Source organism: Ectopseudomonas chengduensis (assembly GCF_900102635.1).
Taxonomy (GTDB): Bacteria; Pseudomonadota; Gammaproteobacteria; order Pseudomonadales; family Pseudomonadaceae; genus Aquipseudomonas; species Aquipseudomonas chengduensis.
Map to the genome: position 1 here is coordinate 1 of NZ_FMZQ01000027.1, position 21,902 is coordinate 21,902.

At 61.7% G+C, this 21,902-nt stretch carries 16 protein-coding genes and 1 pseudogene; 14 read left to right on the top strand and 3 right to left on the bottom strand.

Translation table 11 applies throughout. From position 1 onward, the window contains the following. A partial coding sequence (locus tag BLS08_RS25250) for an ATP-binding protein (RefSeq protein ID WP_235583997.1) occupies positions 1–148 on the top strand: 148 nt, incomplete at its 5' end. A 193-nt stretch (positions 149–341) separates the two neighbouring features. Here BLS08_RS25250 and BLS08_RS25255 read toward each other — a convergent pair. Further along, positions 342–497 (bottom strand): annotated as a pseudogene (locus BLS08_RS25255) (glutathione S-transferase N-terminal domain-containing protein); the annotation flags it as partial. A 179-nt stretch (positions 498–676) separates the two neighbouring features. On the opposite strand from BLS08_RS25255, the gene BLS08_RS25260 reads away from it, so the two are divergent. Further along, positions 677–1,258, top strand: a complete 582-nt coding sequence (locus BLS08_RS25260; protein WP_055985845.1) for a TetR/AcrR family transcriptional regulator — start codon at positions 677–679, stop codon at positions 1,256–1,258. Positions 1,259–1,321: 63 nt separating this feature from the next. On the opposite strand, the gene BLS08_RS25265 is transcribed toward BLS08_RS25260, so the two are convergent. After that, the gene (locus tag BLS08_RS25265; RefSeq protein ID WP_017676611.1) at positions 1,322–2,272 is read right to left on the bottom strand and encodes a GlxA family transcriptional regulator; all 951 of its coding nucleotides are present in this window, start codon (positions 2,270–2,272) and stop codon (positions 1,322–1,324) included. A gap of 172 nt (positions 2,273–2,444) precedes the next feature. Between BLS08_RS25265 and BLS08_RS25270 the strand changes: the two genes are divergently transcribed. From BLS08_RS25270 to BLS08_RS25295, 6 genes are all read left to right on the top strand, one after another. Next, positions 2,445–3,038, top strand: a complete 594-nt coding sequence (locus BLS08_RS25270) for a TetR/AcrR family transcriptional regulator (RefSeq protein ID WP_055985848.1) — start codon at positions 2,445–2,447, stop codon at positions 3,036–3,038. Positions 3,039–3,097: 59 nt separating this feature from the next. Further along, the gene (locus BLS08_RS25275) at positions 3,098–3,775 is read left to right on the top strand and encodes a type 1 glutamine amidotransferase domain-containing protein (protein WP_026088539.1); all 678 of its coding nucleotides are present in this window, start codon (positions 3,098–3,100) and stop codon (positions 3,773–3,775) included. A gap of 207 nt (positions 3,776–3,982) precedes the next feature. Continuing rightward, on the top strand, positions 3,983–5,437 hold the full coding sequence (locus BLS08_RS25280; protein ID WP_026088540.1) for an aldehyde dehydrogenase family protein: 1,455 nt from the start codon (positions 3,983–3,985) through the stop codon (positions 5,435–5,437). Positions 5,438–5,564: 127 nt separating this feature from the next. Further along, positions 5,565–6,689, top strand: coding sequence for an alkene reductase (locus tag BLS08_RS25285; protein ID WP_090337735.1), 1,125 nt, complete (start codon positions 5,565–5,567; stop codon positions 6,687–6,689). Positions 6,690–6,772: 83 nt separating this feature from the next. Then, positions 6,773–8,035: an MFS transporter gene (locus BLS08_RS25290; RefSeq protein WP_017676617.1), complete on the top strand. Its 1,263-nt coding sequence runs from the start codon at positions 6,773–6,775 to the stop codon at positions 8,033–8,035. After that, positions 8,028–8,255: a hypothetical protein gene (locus BLS08_RS25295; protein ID WP_017676618.1), complete on the top strand. Its 228-nt coding sequence runs from the start codon at positions 8,028–8,030 to the stop codon at positions 8,253–8,255. Before BLS08_RS25290 ends, BLS08_RS25295 begins: the two co-directional genes overlap by 8 nt. A gap of 229 nt (positions 8,256–8,484) precedes the next feature. Here BLS08_RS25295 and BLS08_RS25300 read toward each other — a convergent pair whose 3' ends face one another. Then, complete coding sequence (locus BLS08_RS25300; protein ID WP_026088541.1) at positions 8,485–9,405, bottom strand: LysR family transcriptional regulator; 921 nt, start codon at positions 9,403–9,405, stop codon at positions 8,485–8,487. Positions 9,406–9,573: 168 nt separating this feature from the next. On the opposite strand from BLS08_RS25300, the gene BLS08_RS25305 reads away from it, so the two are divergent. The 6 genes from BLS08_RS25305 (at position 9,574) to recD (ending at position 21,577) form a co-directional block, all read left to right on the top strand. Further along, positions 9,574–10,704: a Gfo/Idh/MocA family protein gene (locus BLS08_RS25305; RefSeq protein ID WP_017676620.1), complete on the top strand. Its 1,131-nt coding sequence runs from the start codon at positions 9,574–9,576 to the stop codon at positions 10,702–10,704. A gap of 72 nt (positions 10,705–10,776) precedes the next feature. Further along, positions 10,777–11,661 carry an SDR family NAD(P)-dependent oxidoreductase gene (locus BLS08_RS25310; protein ID WP_017676621.1) on the top strand — a complete coding sequence of 295 codons (885 nt, stop codon included), beginning with the start codon at positions 10,777–10,779 and terminating at the stop codon, positions 11,659–11,661. Between the two features lie 364 nt (positions 11,662–12,025). Beyond that, on the top strand, positions 12,026–12,349 hold the full coding sequence (locus BLS08_RS25315) for a ComEA family DNA-binding protein (RefSeq protein ID WP_017676622.1): 324 nt from the start codon (positions 12,026–12,028) through the stop codon (positions 12,347–12,349). Positions 12,350–12,510: 161 nt separating this feature from the next. After that, positions 12,511–15,924 carry an exodeoxyribonuclease V subunit gamma gene (gene recC, locus BLS08_RS25320; protein WP_090337738.1) on the top strand — a complete coding sequence of 1,138 codons (3,414 nt, stop codon included), beginning with the start codon at positions 12,511–12,513 and terminating at the stop codon, positions 15,922–15,924. Then, the gene (gene recB / locus BLS08_RS25325; RefSeq protein WP_090337740.1) at positions 15,921–19,550 is read left to right on the top strand and encodes an exodeoxyribonuclease V subunit beta; all 3,630 of its coding nucleotides are present in this window, start codon (positions 15,921–15,923) and stop codon (positions 19,548–19,550) included. Before recC ends, recB begins: the two co-directional genes overlap by 4 nt. Beyond that, a complete protein-coding gene (gene recD / locus BLS08_RS25330) occupies positions 19,547–21,577 on the top strand; it encodes an exodeoxyribonuclease V subunit alpha (RefSeq protein ID WP_055985858.1) in 2,031 nt (676 codons plus the stop codon). The genes recB and recD overlap by 4 nt, the downstream gene beginning before the upstream one ends. The last annotated feature ends 325 nt before the right edge of the window (positions 21,578–21,902 follow it).

Below are 21,902 nucleotides of genomic sequence, written 5' to 3' on the forward strand. Positions count from 1 at the left end.
TCGGCTGACCCACCACTGCCACATCGTCGAAACCGGTAACGAGTCCTATCGCCTGCAACACAGTAGCTTGGCGGCCCAGGCCAAGATCAAATCACGGGAGCGAAAGCGTAAGGGCGGCCAGGAACCGGAGGACGATGAGCCGTTCTGATTTCATGGCGACGACGGCCTGCTACATGGCTGCGTGTGGCAGGTCTTAAACAACTGAACTGGGCTAGCGAAGGAGTGGGGGCAACAGCAGCTGCGCTGGTAGACTTATCCACAGTTGCTGGTAACAAAATCAGCAATCCGCCCTGGGTCAAATTTCAATCGGCAGGGTGGGTCAATTTTCCATCAGCGCCAACACCTGAGTAATTGATCGCGAGAAATTCAGGTTTCTTATGCTCCCCCGTCCAGAGGTTGACAGAGATGAACTCGACACGGTCAAGCAGTCCTTTTTCCGCCAAGGCGATTCGCACGCGAGCGGGATACGGGCCATCGAACCAGTCGTAGATTTTCATTGTAGGGAGAACGGATATGTCGGTTTTGCGAGATGTAATGGTCATGATTTGCCTACCTGTCAGTTGGTAGGTAAAGGTTGTGCGAGAAAATGCACCCTGTCAACCCCTACCTTCCAGTTGGCAGGTGGAGGGCGCAGCAGTAAACTGCCAAGTTCTATCGAAGGTGCGAGGAGTTGATCGTGACTGGCAATGCTCGAGAAGCCATCCTGGCTGCTGCGACAACGGCGGCTCAGTTGCATGGATACAGCGGTATCAATTTCCGCAGCATCGGTGAAACCGTAGGTGTGAAGAACGCCAGTATCTACTACCACTTTGCGAGCAAGGCCGACCTTGCTGCCGCGGTCGCAGAACGCTATTGGCGAGACACCGCCGAAGCCTTGCGATTCATACGCGATTCGAATCCCGACCCGCTCGGCTGTTTGCGTGCTTACCCTTCGCTCTTTCGGAGATCGTTGGAGAACGGCAATAGACTTTGCCTCGCCAGCTTCATGGCTGCGGAATACGAAGACCTGCCGGAAGAAGTCGAGCTAGAGGTCAAGGCGTTTGCAGACATCAATGTGGAGTGGCTGACGCAGGTATTAGTTGAGGCAGGGCTGGAAGATGTCGAGCGCCGCGCAGGCGCCATTTACGCTGCGGTTGCCGGTGCTCAACTGATTGCACGAACCCGCGTCGACCTGAAACTGTTCGACGAGCTGATCGACAGCTATCGAGAGTCAGGCCTCATTCCTGCTCACGCTTCCACGAGCAATGAGCGCTACTGAAAGAATTGCGGTTGCAGCAGCAAGCTCAGGTATATCTGTTGGTGAACGATCCAATCGGCGTGTTCAGCCAGTCTCGTTAGCCGTTTTGTACAGCTCGTCTCGCATCAACTGCGGTGGCTTGCCATAGGCACGCAGAAACGCCTGGCGCATGCGTTCTCGATCGCCAAAACCGGTCTCGCGAGCAATCACTTCTACGGGGTGACGGCTCGTCTCCATCATCACGCGTGCGGCCTCTACTCGCAGTCTTTCGACTGCTTTCGCTGGAGTTTTTCCGGTTTCCTCGCGAAACACCCGGCTGAACTGGCGAGGGCTCAGTCGCGCGACATCTGCCAGAGCTTCGACCGACAGATCGCTGCGCAGGTTTTCGCGCGCATAGGCCATTGCCAGTTGCACGCGGTCGGATTTCGGGTCTATCTCCAGCAGCGCCGAAAGCTGTGATTGCTCGGCGCCTCTGCGCTGGGCGATGACCAGTTTGCGGGCTACGCGGCGGGCCAGGTCAGGGCCCAGGTCGTTCTCGACCATGGCCAGGGCAAGATCCACTCCGGCACTCATGCCTGCACCCGTCCAGATCTGCCCGTCGACCACGAACAGTCGATCATCATCGATTCTGACGGTGGGGTGACGTTTCTTGAACTCGGGTACGTGCAACCAATGAGTCGTGACCCGTTTGCCCTCCAATAGGCCGGCTTCGGCGAGTACGAATACACCTGTGCACAGTGATGCAATACGCCGCGATTGCGAGCTGGCGCTGGACAGGCAAGTCAGCAGTTCGGGACTGGGTTCACCCAACTCCAGGTAGCCGCTGACGATGATGGTGTCATAGCCAGCCAGGCCGAGAGCCTCGGTATTGACCGAGAAGCCCTGAGACGACAGCACGGGTCCACCTGTCTCCGATACCAGGGTGAATCCGTAGACCGGCTCGCCATGCAGAAGGTTGGCGCACTCGAATACGGAACCGACCGACAGGCTCAGCGCTTGGAATTGCGGGTAAACCACCAACGCCACGGTATGCATCGATCACGTCCTTTCTGCGGGCATTTACCGATTGTCGGAGGGCCAGGTGGTTTGCGCAATCGGCTTACCGTACATGTCCTAAATCCTTGCGGATATGACATTGCTGCTGTCGGTGGCGATTCCTAACATGGCCCTAACGAACTAGACGACTGGTCTACTGAGACGGATAGCCATGACAACCACTGACAGCAACCAGACCCGGCAGCGTATTTTCGACGCCGCTCAATCGATCATCGCCCGCAAAGGTTTCTCTGCCGTTGGGCTGAACGAGGTGCTGAATGCCGCGGGTGTGCCGAAGGGGTCCTTCTACCACTACTTCGCTTCGAAGGACGCGTTCGGCACGGCGCTGCTGGAGCACTACTTCGAGACCTATTTCGCTGACATGGATCGTATTTTTCAGGACTCGGCAACCAGCGCCCACGACGCGCTGATGCGTTACTGGCAACTGTGGATCTCCAACCAGACCAGTCAGGTCGAGTGCGGTAAATGCCTGGCCGTCAAGTTGGGCGCTGAAGTCGCCGATCTTTCCGAACCGATGCGATTGGCACTTCAGCGCGGTACCGCGCAGATTATCGAGCGGCTGGAGGCTGCGATCAGCAGAGGTATGGAGGAGGGCACGGTAACCATCGTTGCTACGCCCGCTCAGTTGGCATTGAGGCTCTATGCCCTGTGGTTGGGGGCCAGTGTGATGACCAAGATCACCCGTACGACCGATTCGTTCGAAGAAGCACTGCAGCAGACGCAACATCTTCTCGGTAACCAGTGAACCCATGACCGGCAAGGGTCGGTCGAAACCAATGCAATGCCCACTATGAGGTAATGATCATGAAAGTTCTGATGGTTCTGACATCCCATGACAAGCTGGGTAACACCGGCAAGAAAACCGGCTTCTGGCTGGAAGAGTTCGCCGCCCCTTACTACGTCTTCAAGGACGCCGGCGCCGACATCGTGCTGGCATCGCCGGCAGGTGGTCAGCCACCTCTGGATCCCAAGAGTGACCTGCCGGACTTCCAGACCGAGGCGACCCACCGTTTCGCTGCCGATCCGGCCGCGCAGCAAGCCCTGGCCAGCACGGTGAAACTCAGTGAGGTGAAGGCTGAGGATTTCGACACGGTGTTCTACCCAGGCGGCCATGGCCCTCTGTGGGATCTGGCGGAGTCGAACACATCCATCGCTCTGATCGAAAGCTTCGAGCGCGCCGGTAAGCCAATCGGTTTCGTCTGCCATGCTCCGGGCGTGCTGCGCCACGTCAAGGCTGCGAATGGCGAGCCGCTGGTCAAGGGTCGCCGGGTGACGGGTTTCACCAACAGCGAAGAAGCCGCTGTCGATCTGACTGACGTGGTGCCTTTCCTCATCGAGGACGAGTTCCAGGCGCTGGGCGCACACTATGAGAAAGCCGGCGACTGGCAGCCGTTCACTGTCGTCGACGGGCGCTTGGTCACTGGTCAGAACCCCGCCAGTTCCGAGTCCGCTGCCAACGCCTTGCTCAAACTGCTGGCTTGATTCGGCCAATCTGCAGGGCTCAGACGAACCCGTGCAAGTAATGAGAGGGCGCACTGTGCGCCCGCTCTGAGCGCCTTCACGCCGCTACCGCATAACAACAGCGCAGCAGCAGTCGCCTTTTGGGTGACGGGATTTCTGCTGCCTGAAGAAAGTTGTCTTGATCAGTGAGATCAATAGATTTTCATTTGGATTCAAGGAGATAGGCTAATGTCTACTGTCATGAAAGATTCCCGCTCTACTAGCATTTTCGATGGCCCGTACTACCTGTCCATCGCCGGTGAGCTGGTCAGCACCGATGCGCATTTCGATGTGTTCAATCCGGCGACTGGCGAGGTATTCGCCAAGGCTCCGTCGGGTTCGCCTGAACAACTGGAGGCGGCGATCGCTGCTGCCAAGGGCGCGTTCAAGACCTGGTCGGTCTTGAGTTACGAGCAGCGCCAGAGCTATCTGGATGCCTATGCCGATGCGCTTTTGGAGCACCGCGATGAACTGGCTCGCTTGCTGACTTTGGAACAAGGCAAGCCGCTGAAAACCATGGCCGAGCCGGAAGTTGACCAAGCGATCTCGTGGATTCGCCAGATCGCTGCGCGGCGTATTCCGGTGGAGATCGTCGAGGAGAACGACAACCACATCGTGGAGCTGCATCACACACCGCTGGGTGTGGTCGGTGCGATCACGCCGTGGAATTTCCCGGTGCTGCTGGCGCTGTGGAAAGTGGCGCCTGCGCTGATCACCGGCAACACCATGGTCATCAAACCGTCGCCATTCACACCCCTCACCACCTTGCGCTTTGGGCAGATTGCTCAGTCCGTGCTGCCTGCTGGTGTGCTTTCAGTGGTTTCAGGTGGCAATGAACTGGGCCCGCAAATGACCGCTCACCCGGACATCGCCAAGATCAGCTTCACCGGCTCCACCGAGACCGGCAAGCATGTCATCCGTTCGGCTGCAGGCACCGTCAAGCGGCTGACCATGGAGATGGGCGGTAACGACGCGGCAATCGTCATGCCTGATGCCGACTGGCAAGCGATCATCCCGCAACTGTACTGGGGCGCCGTCGGTAACTCGGGGCAGTGGTGTGTGGGTATCAAGCGCCTTTACGTGCATAGCAGTTATCGCAATGAGTTCGTGGCAGCGTTCGTTGAGTATGCGCGGCAGCAGGTCATGGGTGACGGTCTCGACCCGAACGTGACCGTCGGCCCCGTGCAGAACAAGATGCAGTACGACAAGGTTCGTAGCTTCTTGGATGACATCAAGGCCAATGGTTACAAAGTGGTATTGGGCGGTGAGGTAGACGAGAGCCGTCCTGGCTATTTCATCCCGGTAACTGTGCTCGACAACCCGCCAGAGAGCTCGATGATCGTGCAGCAGGAGCAGTTCGGACCGATCGTGCCGATCATCGCTTACGACGACGTCGACGATGTCGTAGCCCGCGCGAACGACAGTCCATTCGGCCTGGGTGGCTCGGTCTGGGGGCGTGATACCCAGGCAGCGGTGGCTGTGGCCAATCGCCTGGAAACCGGGATGGTCTGGGTCAACGAGATCCACACGCAAGGCGTCGACATTCCTTTCGGTGGCCACAAGCAATCGGGTATCGGCACTGAGCACGGCCATGAGGGCCGCCTGCTGTTCACCAACCCGAAAACCGTGTTGATCAAGAAGTAACGCCTGAGCGGCCTCTCCAGCAGAGCGGCCGCACTCCCACTCATCAAGCCCATTGGGCGCCAGGTGCGTCCATTCGAGCCCGTGCGCCTGTCGATTCGTGCCGGCGCCTGCACAGAGGATAGAAATCATGAAACACGCCGCTCTGTTTACCCCCATCGATATGGGGCGTATCACTCTCAAGAACCGCATCGTGCTGCCGCCGTTGACTCGTCAGCGCAGCGCCCAGCCAGGTGATATCGCGACTGATCTGATGGCCACTTATTACCGCCAGCGTGCTGGTGCCGGTTTCATGGTCAGTGAGGGCACCCAGATCGAACCGCGTGGCCAAGGCTACGCCTGGACGCCCGGGATCTACAGCCAGGCTCAGGTCGATGGCTGGCGCAAGGTGACCGAAGCGGTGCATGCCGAAGGTGGAGTGATCTTTGCCCAGCTCTGGCACGTCGGTCGCGTTTCCCATAACGCGCTTCAGCCTGACGGGCAGGCGCCCGTGGCGCCATCCGCCATTCAGGCGCAGAAGGTCAAGGCGTTCATTCAGACCGGCCCTGGTGTCGGCGAGCTGGTTCAGCCGTCGCTTCCACGCGCGCTGGAGCTGGCTGAAATCCGCGATCTGGTCGGGCAGTACGCCCAGGCGGCGCGCAATGCCATCGACGCCGGTTTCGATGGCGTGGAGATTCACGCAGCCAACGGTTATCTGGTCAACCAGTTCATCTCCGCACATTCCAACCAGCGCGATGATGCTTACGGTGGCTCGCTGGAAAACCGTCTGCGCTTTTTGCGCGAGATCGTAGACGCCGTGGCCGCTGCCGTAGGCGCGGATCGCCTTGGTGTGCGCTTCACCCCGTTGTTCACCGGCACCGATCAGGACCGGGTGTACATCGGTCTGGTCGAAGAGGACCCGCACACCACCTATATCGAAGCCATCAAGGTGCTGAAGGCAGCAGGTGTGGCCTATGTGTCGATCGCCGAGGCGGACTGGGACAACGCGCCGGATCTGCCCGAGAGCCTCCGCCGCGACGTACGCGCGAACTTCAGCGGGAAGATTCTCTACGCCGGTCGTTACACCGCCGAGCGTGGTGAGCGGCTGATCGAGGCCGGGCTGGCCGACCTGATCGCATTCGGTCGTCCCTTCATCGCCAACCCCGATCTACCCGAACGCATCGCCAATGGCTGGCCGCTCAACCCGCTGGATCCTGCCACTGTCTACGGTGGCACGGAGAAGGGCCTGACGGATTACCCAACCTACTCGGACTGACGTTCACATCTGGCGGCGTGACCTCGACGCGAATTGACGAGGACACGCCTGCGTAACTGCTCACTGCGTAGGAAGTCTTCGTCATGTCTGTCAAATCCGTACCGATCAAACGCGATGTTACGCCTGGTCTGGCGTATCCGGCCTTGGCTGGCAGCGGCGTCCGTGCTCCGTCAGTCGCAGCGGTGGTCGTGTGTATCCTGCTCGTCGCGCTCACGCTGCGCCCGGGCATCGTTTCCATGGGGCCATTGCTGACCTCCATCATCGATGAGCTGGGATTGACTCATACCCAGGCCTCGCTGCTGACCGCGATTCCTACCTTGCTGATGGGATTGCTGGCATTGCCCGCACCCTGGCTGGCGCATCGATTTGGGCGTGACCGGATCATCCTGCTGGCGCTGATCGTGCTGGGCGCCGCGATCATCTTGCGTGCGCTGGCTGGCTCCATTGGGCAGTTGTTTGCCAGTACTGCGGCAGTCGGGGCGGGTATCGCGGTCGCCGGAACCCTGTTTTCCAGTTACGTGAAGGCGCGCTCGCCGAATCGTATTGCGTTGTTCATGGGTATTTATGCAACGGCCATCGGCCTGGGCAGCACAGTCGCTGCGGTGGCGACCGGGCCGATCGAACAGTTGATTGGTGATTGGCGTTGGGCGGGCGGTTTCTGGGTACTGCCGGCACTGCTGGCGATCATCGCCTGGGTGGGCATCGAGCATCGGAGCCTGAGAGCGCCGGTATCCACCTCTTCGACCCAGATGCCCAGGATGCCGCTGCGCAATCCCACGGCCTGGCTGATCGCACTGTTCTTCGCCTGCAACAACCTGGTGTTCTACGCCCTGATTGCCTGGTTGGCACCGATGTATATCGAGCGTGGCGAGAGCGCCAGTTCGGCTGGCTTGATCCTGGCCAGTTATACCCTGGGGTTCATGCTGGCCAACCCAGTGTTTGGCTTGCTCAGCCGCAGCGATGATCGACGTCTGTTGCTTGCCGCGAGCTCCAGTATCGCCTTGCTGGGCAGCCTGGCGATGGCCGTTGCGCCTGATGCCATGCCGCTGGTGACTGCCGCGATTGCGGCTTTTGGCACCGGAGGTGCCTTCACCCTGGGCATGACCTTGCCGCTGGACAATGCTTCGACTCCTGAGGAGGCTGGCGCCTGGACTGCTTTTGTGATGTTGCAGAGTTATCTGGTCGGCGCTGCCGGTCCGTTGCTCATGGGATATCTGCGCGATAGCGCGGGCCACTTCCAGTCGGCCTTGTGGCTGCTGGTGGCAGTAGGGGTGCTGATGTTGATGGTGACCCCGTTCTTGCAGCCTTACCGTAATCGCAGGCTGAAAGAGTGTTGCTGTGGTTGATGTTTTGATTGCAGATTTGACCTGCAACTCGATCAAGGCGCAGGGCGATGAGGTCGTTGCCGCTATCTGGCAAGCAGGCGCAAGCGCCTTTGTCTTTCATGCCGACCTTGTCGATGCGCCGGCGATCCTTGCCTTGTTCGAAGCCATCGATGCGCAAATCATTGAGCGAACAGGTAGCAATCGCTGGATATTCGGGTCAATCGCTGGAGCTGCCGGCTGAGGCGACCTTGCGGATACTACGTAAGGCGGCTGAGACAGGCTATTCGCGGTGCGCGCTCGGGGGCTGTTCTTCGTGATGCAGTCGGCGTTGAGCCGTCTTTCCGAGGGGGCAGCGCCAGTAGCTGCTGGGCCGCCATCAAAAGATCAGCACCTGTGAGCCTTGGCTTGAGGTTATTGAACTGGGTGGGTGCGTCATTCCAGGCCGACATCTCTCTCAGAGAAATCAGCGTCTACCAGGGTAGAGCCTCCCCTCGTTTCTCTACCAGAAAGTCGATCAATGCACGCATCTTGGCGGGCATTTGTTCCCGTGAGGATACGTACAGGCAGAAGGCAGCATGGTGATAGGTCCAATCGTGCAGGACGCGCACCAGGCGACCCTCTGCCAGTGGTCGCTGGATGGCAATGTCGACGATCTGCATCAGCCCAAGTCCCTGAAGGGCAGCCCGAGTCATGCAGCCATCGTCGTTGACGGTCAGGCTTCCGGTTACCGCTTGGGTGAAGTGGCGTCCGTTCTTGCCGGGTTCGGTGAAGTCCCAGTCATGCAATGCACCACTACCCGCGAACCGATAGTTGATGCAGTTGTGCGCGGCCAGATCCGCGGGTGTCTTCGGGGTGCCATACCGTTCGAGATAGGCCGGGGATGCCACAACCGCCATAGACAGAGGCGGGCTGATCGGTACGGCGACCACATGCTCAGCCAGCGCCTGCCCCAGTCGTATGCCTGCGTCACAACCGTCGGCGATGATATTCGACAGACCATCTGCCATGACCAGCTCGAGTGCCACCTTCGGAAAGCGCGCGTAAAACTCTGTCAGATGCGGTTCGATCAGAGCCTTGGCGGCCAGGCGTGATGTGTTGATCCGGATCAGGCCGGAGGGTACCCCTAGTGCGTCGCCAAGATTACGAATGGCAGATTCGATCTCGCCAAGACTGGGCCGCAGGGTGTCGAACAATTGCTGTCCCGCTTCGGTCAGGGACATGTGTCGTGTGGTGCGGTTTATCAACCTCACCCCTAGCTCCTGCTCCAAAGCCTTGAGGTTTTGCGATAGCGCCGCCCGTGAAACCCCCATTGCCTCTGCTGCACGCGAAAAGCTGCGGTGCTGGGCTATGTGGGCAAACCACGCAAGCGAGGGGAGCAGTGATGGAGTCATGCACGTATTGTAAATAAATACTTAACACTGATGTGGGTTTTTGGCTCTTTTTCAAGATCAATCGTCGGCGTAACGTCATTTCCATCGAGCAAGCAACTGCGTACACCAACGTGCGCCGACGTGTACCGCTCACGTCTCCATCTCTCTTCTCACTGGAAGGAACATGCCATGGCAAACATGCCTCTGCGCATCGGCATCATCGGCGCTGATATTCGGGCCAGTTGGGCCGGCGCCTCCCACATTCCCGCCATCCAGGCGCAACCAGGACTGAAACTTGCGGCTGTCGCTACCCGCAAGGAAGAAAGTGCCAAGGCGGCCGCCGATGCCTTCGGTGCCGAACGCTGCTACGCGAACCCGTACGATCTCATCTGCGACGACAGCATCGATATTGTCACCGTTGCGGTGAAAGTGCCGGCGCATAGGGACCTGGTTCTGGCAGCTCTGAAGGCTGGCAAAGCCGTGTATTGCGAAGCCCCGCTGGGCGCGACGCTGGTGGAGACTGAAGAAATGGCCGCTGCCACGGGGTTGCTGCATACCGCAATCGGACTGCAGGGGCGGTTGAACCCTTCTGTAAGGCGCGCCATCGAGATTATCGCGTCGGGCAAGCTCGGAACATTGCTCTCGGCGAACGTGAAAGCCACCACATTCGGCTACGGCCCGACCACGTTTAGCAACTACGACTATTTCAACAAGGCCGCATCCGGGGCGAGCTTTCTGACAATCACGGTCGCGCATGTGCTCGACGTGGTCGAGGCTGTACTAGGCCCCATCACTGAGGTCGATGCGCGGACAAAACTCATCTGGCCGACCGTCAGTGTGGTCGATACCGGCGAAACATCTCACCGTGAAATTGCCGATCACCTGGACCTGATCGCCGAAACGAGCCAGGGCGCTTCTGTGTCCGTGCAGGTCCTCGCAGGCATTGAAAACGACCCGCAGTTCGTGATGGAGGTCCGCGGAGCGAAAGGCACGCTCATGCTGCGCGGCCATCACCTGGCAGGCGTCCAGGTTGGGGACCTGACTCTTTCGGCAAGTGTGCCGTTTGCATTGCCCGACCGCCCCGTCGCAACGGGGAACAGCCCGACGGCCGAGTTTTGGGCCGGCGCAGCAATCAATGTGGGCGAGGTTTACGCAAGTCTTGCACGCGACCTCAGGACGGGCACGTACCACACCCCAGGTTTCGCCCACGCATTGCACAGCAGTCAACTGATCGCAGCGGTCGAGCGTGCCGCCGTGACAGGGCAAAGACAGCTGGTCCCGAACGCCCTGTGCTTGGAGCGTGCGGCAGCAGTTCGATAACGACCCTATCTTGCGCCCCTATTCGGCAACAGACGATCAACCGACGAAACGACCACAAGCGAGGAGACTTTCATGAGCGAGATCCCCCTGACCAGTATCAGTAGACGCAGCATGTTGATGACGGCAGCAGCAGGCGTTGCCGCCGCCACGCTCCCCAGCTTAGCTGCGGCTGCGAAACAAACCGATACTGCCGGAGAGCAGAATGGCGCTGCACGAGCAGCGGAGTTGCAGGGCAAGCGCGCCTTGGTGACGGGGGCCTCGCGCGGGATCGGTGCAGGTATTGCTCTCGCGCTGGCTGACAGAGGCGCCGATGTCGCGATCACCTTTTTGAACTCGCCGGAACGTGCCGCCGAAGTGGTTCGCATGATCGAAGCCAAAGGTCGGCGTGCCGTCGCCATTCGAGCCGACAGTGCGGACCCTGCTGCGGTACGGCGGTCGATCGAAGAGACGATCGGCGGTCTTGGTGGGCTGGATGTTCTTGTCAACAACGTGGGCATCTCCAGAGACGGCACATTTGCGGAGATGAGCCTCGAAGACATAGATGCGCTGCTACACGTAAACACGCGAGCCGCCGTGCTCGCTTCCCAGGCAGCCCTGCCTCATCTGAAGCGGGGCGCGCGCATCATCACTATTGGCTCCTGCGTTGCCGAACGCGTGCCTTTTCCCGGGTTGACCGTGTACTCGATGACGAAGTCCGCAATGCTGGCATTGACGCGAGGGCTTGCCCGCGATCTTGGCCCACAGGGGATCACTGTCAACCTGGTACAACCTGGGCCGATCGACACCGACCAGAATCCAGCGAATGGCCCCTGGGCGGATATCAATCGACAGTTCACCGCACTGGGACGCTATGGCACGCCAGCTGATATCGCCGCCGCCGTCACCTTCCTGGCGAGTCCGGCCGCCAGCTTCATGACCGGGTCTGTAATCACAGTGGATGCGGGCTTCAATGCGTAAAGAAATGAGGGGCGGCAGGAGTCGAATCACCGCCGCCCCCGTTTCGGCTGGTATTGATAATGAAATCGGCGAGTAAGTCACGTGAGCGAGGACTTGAGGGTTTTGAGCTGGGTGGAAACTCATTTTGGCGTGCGGTACCAAGTGCTGGAGCGATGAGCACCAGAGCATCAAGGGTGTGTCCATTGGACTCGAACATGCTCAAGCGGACGGTGCCGTCATAAGCTCGCTCCAGCCATCCATCCGCATGTTCATGAGGATTAGAAAAGCTGGAGCTGTCCACTACGATTTGACAGTGAGGAAATAGCGTCTAGGTTCAAGAACGAGCCTAACGTGCTCGTCTTACTCACTTACAAGGAACGTTAAAATGATGAAAATCTACCTTTCCTCCGTGCTATTCGCCGTTCTCACCTCCCTCTCCCTCGCTGCTTCGGCAGTAGAAACCTCGAAGACCGAACCAGCCAAGCCGGCCTCTGTGCAGGTTGCCCAGGCGGTCACCGTTAATCTGAATACCGCTGATGCCGAGACTCTCCAGCGCGAGTTGGCGGGTATCGGAGCAACCAAGGCGCAGGCAATCGTGGCTTATCGTGAGGCTCACGGTAACTTCGCTTCGGTTGACGAGTTGCTTGAGGTCAAAGGTATCGGTGAGGCGACTCTGGATAAGAATCGCGACAAACTCATGGTTGATTGACGCCTGCAGCTGTCTTTACCACCAAGGCCGGTCGTTGACCGGCCTTTTCGTTTTGGGTCGGTCTCAAATGCTTCAGGTCGTTTGTGACATAGCCGTTGATGACGCACCTTGTCGCCAAATGCTGGCAAACTTGCGCTTCGATTTTCGACAGGAGTCAGTCGATGCCCGCCAGCCCGGAGCTGTCCCCCGGCCTTATCGTCATTCACGGCAATCACCTCGAAGAGCTGCGTGCGCTGGCGGTGCAGTGGATGCGGCGATATCCGCTGCGGCCGCTGGAGAACGAAGTGCTGCTGGTGCAGAGCAACGGCATCGCCCAGTGGCTCAAGCTGGCGCTTGCCGAGCGTGACGGCTGTGGCATCGCTGCGGCGCTCGACGTTGACCTGCCGGCACGCTTTCTCTGGCAGGCGTACCGCAACGTGCTGGGCAGGGACGCGATTCCGCAGCAGTCGCCCCTGGACAAGGCACCGCTGACCTGGCGTCTGATGCGCCTGTTGCCGGGCCTGCTGGCCGAGGAGGCGTTTGCGCCCTTGCGCCGCTTTCTCGCCGATGACCAGGATCTGCGCAAGCGCCACCAGTTGGTCGAGCGCCTGGCAGATCTGTTCGACCAGTACCAGGTCTACCGCGCCGACTGGCTGACGGACTGGGCGGCGGGGCAGGATCGCCTGCGCACCTCGCGCGGTGGTGAGCGGCCACTGGAGGGCGACTCCCGTTGGCAACCCGCGCTGTGGCGCGCCTTGCTGGCAGATGTTGGCGCGCAGCACCTGGCCGAAAGTCGCGCCGGCGTGCACCCACGCTTCGTCGCCCGTCTGGCCGAGCTGGACGCGCCGCCAGCCGGACTGCCGCGGCGCATCACCGTTTTCGGAATCTCTTCGTTGCCGGCCCAGGTGCTGGAAGCGCTGGCGGCCATGGCGCGTTTCAGCCAGGTCATGCTCTACGTGCACAACCCCTGTCAGCACCACTGGGGCGATATCGTCGAAGACAAGGATCTGCTGCGCCACGAATACCGCCGTCAGCAGCGCAAGGGCAAACCAAGCGCCCAGATCGGTCTGTTCGAGCAGGAGGACATGCACCAGCACGGGCAGCCGCTGCTCGCTGCCTGGGGCAAGCAGGGGCGCGACTATATCAACCTGCTGGATCAGTACGACGAGCCGCAGCGTTACCGCGAGCAGTTCGACCGTATCGACCTGTTCAGCCCGGCCAGTGAGGACAGCCTGCTCGGCCAGTTGCAGAACGACATCCTCGACCTGCGCCCGCTGGCGGAAACACGCAGCACCTGGCCACCCGTCGACCCCGCCAAAGATCATTCGCTGCGCTTTCATATCGCCCACAGTGCTCAGCGCGAAGTGGAAATTCTCCACGATCAGCTGCTGGCCAGTTTCAGCGAGGACGCCACGCTGCGGCCGCGCGACGTGATCGTCATGGTGCCGGACGTCAATGCCTACGCACCGCATATCCAGGCCGTGTTCGGCCAGTTCGCCAGTGACGACCCGCGTTTCATTCCCTTCACCCTGGCTGATCAGGGACTGCGCGGCAAGGAGCCGATGATCATCGCGCTGGAACACTTGCTGCGCCTTCCGGACAGCCGCTTCAGCGTCAGCGAGATTCTCGACCTGCTGGATGTCGCCGCGTTGCGTCAGCGCTTCGCCATCGCCGAGGTTCAGCTGCCCACCCTGCGCCGCTGGTTGGAGGGCGCCGGTGTGCGCTGGGGGCTGGATTCGAGCCAGCGGCAGTCGCTGGGTCTGGGCGAGAACCTGGAGCAGAACACCTGGCGTTTCGGCCTGCGGCGCATGCTGCTGGGCTACGCAGTAGGTACGGGCGACGCCTTCGCCGGCATCGAGCCGTACGACGAGATCGGCGGGCTCGATGCTGCTCTGATCGGCCCGGTGACGCGCCTGCTGGAAAGCCTCGACCGGCATCTACAGCAGCTGCGCGAGCCGGCCACGCCGGTGCAGTGGGGCGAGCGCCTGCGAAGTTTGCTTGACGACTTCTTTCAGCCGCAGAGCGACCGTGAAGAGGTGCTGACGACCCAGCTGCTCGATGCGCTGGATGCCTGGCTGGAGCTATGCGAGGCGGCGACCCTGGAAGAAGCGCTGACGCTGCCGGTGGTGCGCGAAGCCTGGCTGGGCGGGCTCGATCAGGGGAGGCTGAGCCAGCGTTTTCTCGCCGGTGCGGTGAATTTCTGCACCCTGATGCCGATGCGCGCGATTCCGTTCCGCCAGGTCTGCCTGCTGGGCATGAACGATGGCGACTATCCGCGCAGCCAGGCCCCTTTGGATTTCGACCTGATGGCTGGCGATTACCGCCCCGGTGACCGTTCGCGTCGTGAGGATGACCGCTATCTGCTGCTGGAAGCCTTGTTAGCAGCGCGTGATCGCCTCTATATCAGCTGGGTAGGGCGCAGCATTCGCGATAACAGCGAGCGACCGCCGTCCGTGCTGGTCGGCCAACTGCGTGACCATCTTGCTAGCGCCTGGACGCTGGTCGGTGGCGGCGACCTGCTGCATGGCCTGACCACCGAGCACCCCTTGCAACCGTTTAGCCGCCGTTACTTCGATGGCGAGGGGCAGCTGTTCAGCTATGCCCACGAGTGGGCAGCTCTGCATGGCCAGGTCTCGACTCGCGAGAATGCTGCGCCCTTGCCCGGCTGGGAGGAGGGACAACAGCTCACGCCCGAGCTGTTGCAGTCGTTCCTGCGCGATCCGGTGAAGTGTTTCTTAACCCGTCGGCTCAAGGTGTTTCTCGATGAAGAAGAGCAAGCGCAACTCGACAGCGAGCCGTTCGCCCTCGACGGCCTGCAGCGCTACCAGTTGCAGGAAACCTTGCTCAAGGCGGCGGTAGCAGGCGAGGGCGACAGCGACAATGCGCTGAGGTCGGCAGCCGACCGTCTGCAGCGTAGCGGCGTTCTACCGCTGGCCGGCTTCGGCGAACAGTATCGCAACGCTTTGCTGGAGCCGCTGCCGGCGCAGGTGCAGCGCTACCAGGGGCTTCGCCTGTGCTGGCCGAGCCTGCTGGAGTCACCGCAGCGCCTGACTTTCGCCGCAGCCGGTGTTCAGCTCGACGGCTGGCTCGCCGGGCTGCGGCAGAAGGCCGACGGCAGCCTGGCGCGCCTGGAACTGCTGCCGGGTGCGTTGCATAAGGACAAGAGTTGGAAGTGGCATCGCCTTATGCGCCCCTACGTGCTGCACGTCATCGCCGCGGCCTGCGGCGTGCCGCTGACCACGCTGCTGGTCGGCGAGGATCGCAGCCTGGCGTTCGAGCCCCTACCTACGGAGCATGCAGCCAGCGTACTGACCACTTGGCTGGAGGCCTGGAACGCCGGCATGCAGACGCCTCTGCCGGTCGCCCTGAAAACCTCGCTGGCCTGGTTGCAGGACAACAACGAGGAAAAGGCTCGCAGCGTCTACGAGGGCGGCTACAACCTCTCCGGTGAAGTCCAGGGTAGTGCCAGCCTGGCGAGGCAGTTCCCGGACTACACCGCACTCACCGCCGATGGCCAGTTTCCGGGATGGAGCGAACGGCTCTACCAGCCGCTGCTCGACAGCCATCCGCAAGCGCTCGAGGAGGACGCAGCATGAGTCAAAAGCGCCCTCTGGCCCTGACGTTTCCCCTGCATGGCAGCCGTCTGATCGAAGCCAGCGCCGGCACGGGCAAGACCTTCACCATCTCCGCGCTCTACCTGCGACTGATCCTCGGCCATGGCGACGACGCCGCATTCCACGAGCCTCTGTTGCCGCCGCAGATTCTGGTAGTGACCTTCACCGATGCCGCGACGCGCGAACTGCGCGATCGGATTCGCGCGCGCCTGGTCGAGGCCGCGACCGTATTCCGGGGCGATGCCCAGGGAGATGACCTGCTGCGCGAGTTGCGCGGTGATTTCGCGCAAACGCAGTGGGACGAGTGCGCCCGCCGCCTGGAACTGGCGGCGCAGTGGATGGACGAGGCTGCGGTGTCCACCATCCACGGCTGGTGCCAGCGCATGCTGCGCGAGCATGCCTTCGACAGCGGCAGCCTGTTCAGCCAGACCCTGGAGACCGACCACAGCGAGCTACTGGCCGAGGTGGTGCGCGACTACTGGCGTCAACACTGCTATCCGTTGCAGGGCGCGGCGCTGCAATGGGTTGCAAGTGTCTGGGAGACGCCTGCAGGGCTGGGTACCAGGCTGCGACCGTTGTTGGGCGAAGAGGGGGAGGTTGCGACGCAAACGCTGGGCGAATTGCTCGATAACGCGCTGCAGCAGCGTGAGCAGGCGCTGGCCAAACTCAAGGCGCCCTGGCTGGCCTGGGCCGATGAGCTGCAGTTGTTGCTCGATGCAGCGGTGGCGGCCAAGCAGGTGGACGGCAAGAAAATCCAGGCGCGCTTTTACAACCCCTGGCTGGCCAAGTTACGCGAGTGGGCTGGCGGCGAAGAGTCGCGTCTCGACCTGGGTACCGGCTTAACTCGCCTGACCCCCGATGGCCTGGCCGAAGCCTGGAAGGGCGAAGCGCCTGATCATCCCGCGCTGCACGCCATGGCTTTGCTCAAGGCGCAACTCGATGCGCTGCCTGATCCCGCTGATGCGGCGTTGCGCCACGCGGCGGCCTGGGTTCGCCAGCGCTTCGATTGGGAGAAACGCCAGCGTGCGGAGATGGGCTTCGATGACATGCTTGTGCGCCTGGACACTGCCCTGCAAGGCAGCAACGGCCCGCGCCTGGCCGAGGTGATCCGCCGCCAGTTCCCGGTGGCGATGATCGACGAGTTCCAGGATACCGACCCGCTGCAGTACCGCATCTTCGATACGCTCTACGAAGTCGAGGTTAATCGCGACGACTGCGGCCTGTTCATGATCGGAGACCCCAAGCAGGCCATCTATTCCTTTCGCGGCGCTGACATTCACACTTACCTGCGTGCGCGCCGGGCGACGTCCGGTCGGCATTACAACCTGGAGAAGAACTTCCGCTCCAGCCAGGCCATGGTCGATGCCGTCAACGGCATGTTCCTGCGGGCCGAGCAGCGTGACGGCGGCGAGGGGGCGTTTCTGCTGCGCGATGATCTGCCTTTCATCGAGGTGGGCGCACAAGGTCGGCGCGAAGTCTGGAGCGTCGACGGCCAGGCGCAACCAGCTCTGACGGTATGGCAACTGGCGAGCGACGAGCCAGTTGCCAAGGGTGCCTATCTGGATGCCATGGCAGCCGGAGCGGCCAGCGAAATTGTGCGTCTGCTGGATCTGGGGCAACGTGGGCAGGCCGGCTTTAGCAAAGAGGGCGCGCTCAGTGCCTTGCGGCCCAGCGATATCGCGGTGCTGGTGCGCGATTTCAACGAGGCGCAGGCCATTCGCGGCGAGCTGGCTGCCCGCGGCGTGCGCAGTGTCTATCTCTCCGACAAGGATTCGGTGTTCGCCGCCCAGGAGGCACGCGACCTGCTGCTGTGGCTGCGCGCCTGCGCCGAGCCGGATCAGGATCGCCCGCTGCGTGCAGCGTTGGCCAGCGCGACGCTGGGGCTGGAGTTGGCCGAGCTGGAGCAGCTCAACCTCGACGAGCGCACCTGGGAGCGCCGCGTCATGCAGTTCCGCGACTACCGTCAGCGCTGGCAGCGCCAGGGCGTGCTGCCGATGCTGCGCCAGCTGCTGCAGGACTTCGAGCTGCCGCAACGGCTGATGGGGCGTGACGATGGCGAGCGAGTACTGACCAATCTATTGCATCTGGCCGAACTGCTGCAGCAGGCCGCCGCTGAACTCGATGGCGAGCTGGCGCTGATTCGGCACTTGAGCGAACTGCTGGCCGGCGAGGGGCAGGCGGCCGACGAGCAGGTGTTGCGTTTGGAGAGCGACGAGGCGCTGGTGCGCGTGGTGACCATTCACAAATCCAAGGGCTTGGAGTATCCCCTGGTGTTCCTGCCATTCATCTGCGCCTTCCGCCCGGTGGATGACAAGAAGCCGCTGCAGATTCACGACGGCGAACGCCGCCGCCTGGTGCTCAAGGCCGATGAAGACAGTCTGCTGTGCGCCGAGCGCGAACGCCTGGGTGAAGACCTGCGCCTGCTCTACGTGGCTCTGACGCGTGCCCGTCATGCCTGCTGGCTGGGTGTGGCGGATCTGAAGATCGGCAACGGCAAGAAGTCGCGCCTGCATGAATCGGCGTTGGGCTACTTGCTCGGGGGCGGATTGCCTCTGGCGGTCAGCGGCGAGCTTGTCAACTGGCTCGCGCCGTTCGCCAGCGGACTCGATAGCGCCGTGTCGCCTGTGCCGCTGGCCAGTGAGCAGCGTTATCGCATGATCGAAGAAGGACAGTTCGAGCCGCACTGGCGCACGCCGATACGACGCGCCGCCGAACATTGGTGGATTGCCTCCTACAGTGCACTGCGTCTTGACGAGGACGCCCCCAGTCAGGTCAGCCGTCACGAAGACGCCGCGCCCGACAGCCCGGCGATGCAGAACGCCATCGATGACGAGGATCCGTTGCTGGCGCTGGCGCCACTGCCGGCATCCGCTCAGGGCCTGCATCGCTTCCCGCGCGGGCCAAACCCCGGCACCTTCCTGCACGGCATCCTGGAAATGGCGGCGCAGGAAGGTTTCGCGACCCTTGCGCAGGACCCACTGAGGCTGCGCGAGGCGCTGGCCAGGCGCTGCCAGCGGCGTGGTCTGGAAAGCTGGATCGATCCGCTGCAGGACTGGCTGCTGGCGCTGCTGAGCCAGCCGCTCCCACTGGCGGGCGCGGATAGCGTGGTGCTGGCGCAACTGACGCAGTATCAGCCAGAACTGGAGTTCTGGTTCGAAGCGCGCGGGGTGGACGTCAGGCTGCTGGATCAGTGGGTGCAGCAGTGCGAGTTGCCGGGCCTCGCCAGGCAGCCGCTACGGGCTGACACCCTAAACGGCATGTTCAAGGGCTTTATCGATCTGGTATTCGAACATCAGGGGCGTTACTACGTGGCGGATTACAAATCCAACTGGCTCGGCAGCGACGACAGCGCCTATACCCGTGAGGCGATGGAAATGGCCATCGCCAGCCACCGCTATGACCTGCAATACGTGCTCTACGTGTTGGCCCTGCATCGGCAGTTGCGTCTGCGCCTGCCGGATTACGACTACGACCGGCATGTGGGCGGCGCGCTCTACCTGTTCCTGCGTGCTCCGCAGCAAGGCGCCTACCTGGCCCGGCCGCCGCGCGAGTTGATCGAGCGGCTGGACGCGTTGTTTATGGGCGAAGCAGTGGAGGGCGCGGCATGAGTACGATGCTTGCGCTGGCGCTGCGTGATCGCGCCGAACTCTTTGCCCTGCTTTCTACCTGGAGCGAGCGTGGCTGGCTGCGCGAGCTGGATCGGGCGTTGGCGCAGTTGTTCGCCGAACTGGATCCGCAGGCTTCACCGCTGCTCCTGCTCGGCGCCGCGCTGGCCAGTCACCAGCTGGGTCAAGGGCATGTCTGCCTGGACCTGGCGGCCACGCTGGCCAATCCGGATTTCACCCTGTCTCTGCCACCGGAAGGCGAAGATGCGCAAGAAACGATGATCCTGCCGTCGCAGGTGCTGGCCGGGCTCAGTCTGGAGTCGTGGCTGGCGGCCTGTGCTGGCAGCTCGCTGCTGGAGTCCGAAGGGGCGCCGCTGGTACTCAGCGGCGCCTGCCTTTATATGCGCCGTTACTGGAACTATGAACGTCAGGTGGCTGGCGATATCGCTCGGCGATTGCAGGCGAGCGCTGCGGCGCCTAGCGATCTGGCCGTACGCCTGGCCTCACTCTTTCCCGAACCGCTGGTGGTGGACGGCCAGCGCCTCACCGACTGGCAGAAGCTGGCCTGTGCCATGGCCGCTCAGGGGCGCTTCACTCTGATCACCGGCGGGCCGGGAACCGGTAAGACAACCACAGTGGTGCGCCTGCTGGCGCTATTGCAGGAGGCGGCCATGGCCACTGGCGAGCCGCTGCGCCTGAGCCTGGCAGCGCCCACCGGCAAAGCAGCCGCGCGGCTGACCGAATCCATCGGCGCGCAGGTGCAGACCCTGGCGCTGGATGAGCGAGTGCGGGAGCAGATTCCAACCCTGGTGACGACGCTGCATCGCCTGCTGGGCAGTCGTCCTGGCAGCCGTCATTTCCGTCACGATGCCGCCAACCCCTTGCCACTGGATGTGCTGGTGGTCGACGAAGCCTCGATGATCGACCTGGAAATGATGGCCAGCCTGCTGGGCGCGTTGCCGGCGCATGCGCGTCTGATTCTGCTGGGCGACAAGGACCAGCTCGCGTCGGTGGAGGCCGGTGCGGTGCTGGGCGACCTGTGCCGGGAGGCGGAAAGCGGTGGTTACAGCGAGGCGACGCGTACCTGGCTGGAAAGCCAGACCGGCGAGCAGCTCGAGGACCCGGCGCTGGTGCGCGGTGACAGGGCGTTGGCGCAACATATCGTCATGCTGCGTCACTCGCGTCGTTTCGGCAGTGGCTCGGGTATCGGGCGTCTGGCGCGTGCGGTGAACCTGGGCGATGCGCAGTCGGCCCGCGCGACTCTGGCAACCGGTGCACATGATTTGTACGTGTTGCGTTTGTCAGGTGAGCAGGATCGTGCGCTAGAGCGACTATTAATAGAGGGGCAGGGCGGCGGCGAGCCTCGTCCGCAGGGGTATGCGGATTATCTGCAGATGATGCAGGCGGAGCGTCCTGCTCCAGATGCCGACTCCCAGGCCTGGGATCGTTGGGCCGGTCGCGTCCTGGCAGCGTTCGATCAGTTCCAGTTGCTCTGTGCGGTTCGTAAAGGTACATGGGGCGTGGAAGCGCTCAACGAACGTATTGCCGAAGCGCTGGTAAAGCGGGGCCTGCTTGAGCAGTCGCATGGCTGGTATGAAGGTCGGCCCGTGCTAGTGACGCGCAACGACTACAGCCTGGGGCTGATGAACGGCGATATCGGCATCGCGCTGCGTCTGCCGGAGCCGCCGGAGTCTCCAGGCGCACCTGTGCGCGAGGTGTTACGAGTGGTATTCCCGCGCAACGACGGCAGCGGCGCCTTGCGACATATCCTGCCCAGCCGTCTGAGTGCGGTGGACACCGTGTTCGCCATGACCGTGCACAAGTCGCAGGGCTCGGAGTTCGCCCATTGCGCGCTGATCCTGCCTGACAGCCTCAATCCGGTGTTGACCAAGGAGCTGGTCTACACCGGCATAACACGGGCTCGTCACTGGTTCAGCCTGGTCGAAAGCCGAGCGGGCATCTTCGAGCAGGCTGTGCAGCGGCGCGTGGCGAGACGCAGTGGCCTGCGCGAGGCGCTGGAAAAGCAATAAAATTGAAATATAAGCTTGACGCGCATTCTGCTGGCGGTAGAATGCGCGCCACTTCAGCGATGAAGCGCTTCAAAAACTTCTTGTTAATCAATAAGTTAAGTTGAATGAAGGGCTTGCAAAACTGGATCTGGCGTGTAGAATGCGCGCCGGTCGACAGGGCGGTGGTTTAGTCCTGTTGATGCTTCGGTCGAATGGATCGAAAGCGGTTTGAAAGAGGTGGTTGACAGCGGTTTTGAACGCTGTAGAATGCGCCTCCCGCTGGAGAGAAGAAGTTCTGATCGAAGGCGCAAGTGGTTGAGTAGAAAGAAGTTTCTCCGGAAACAAA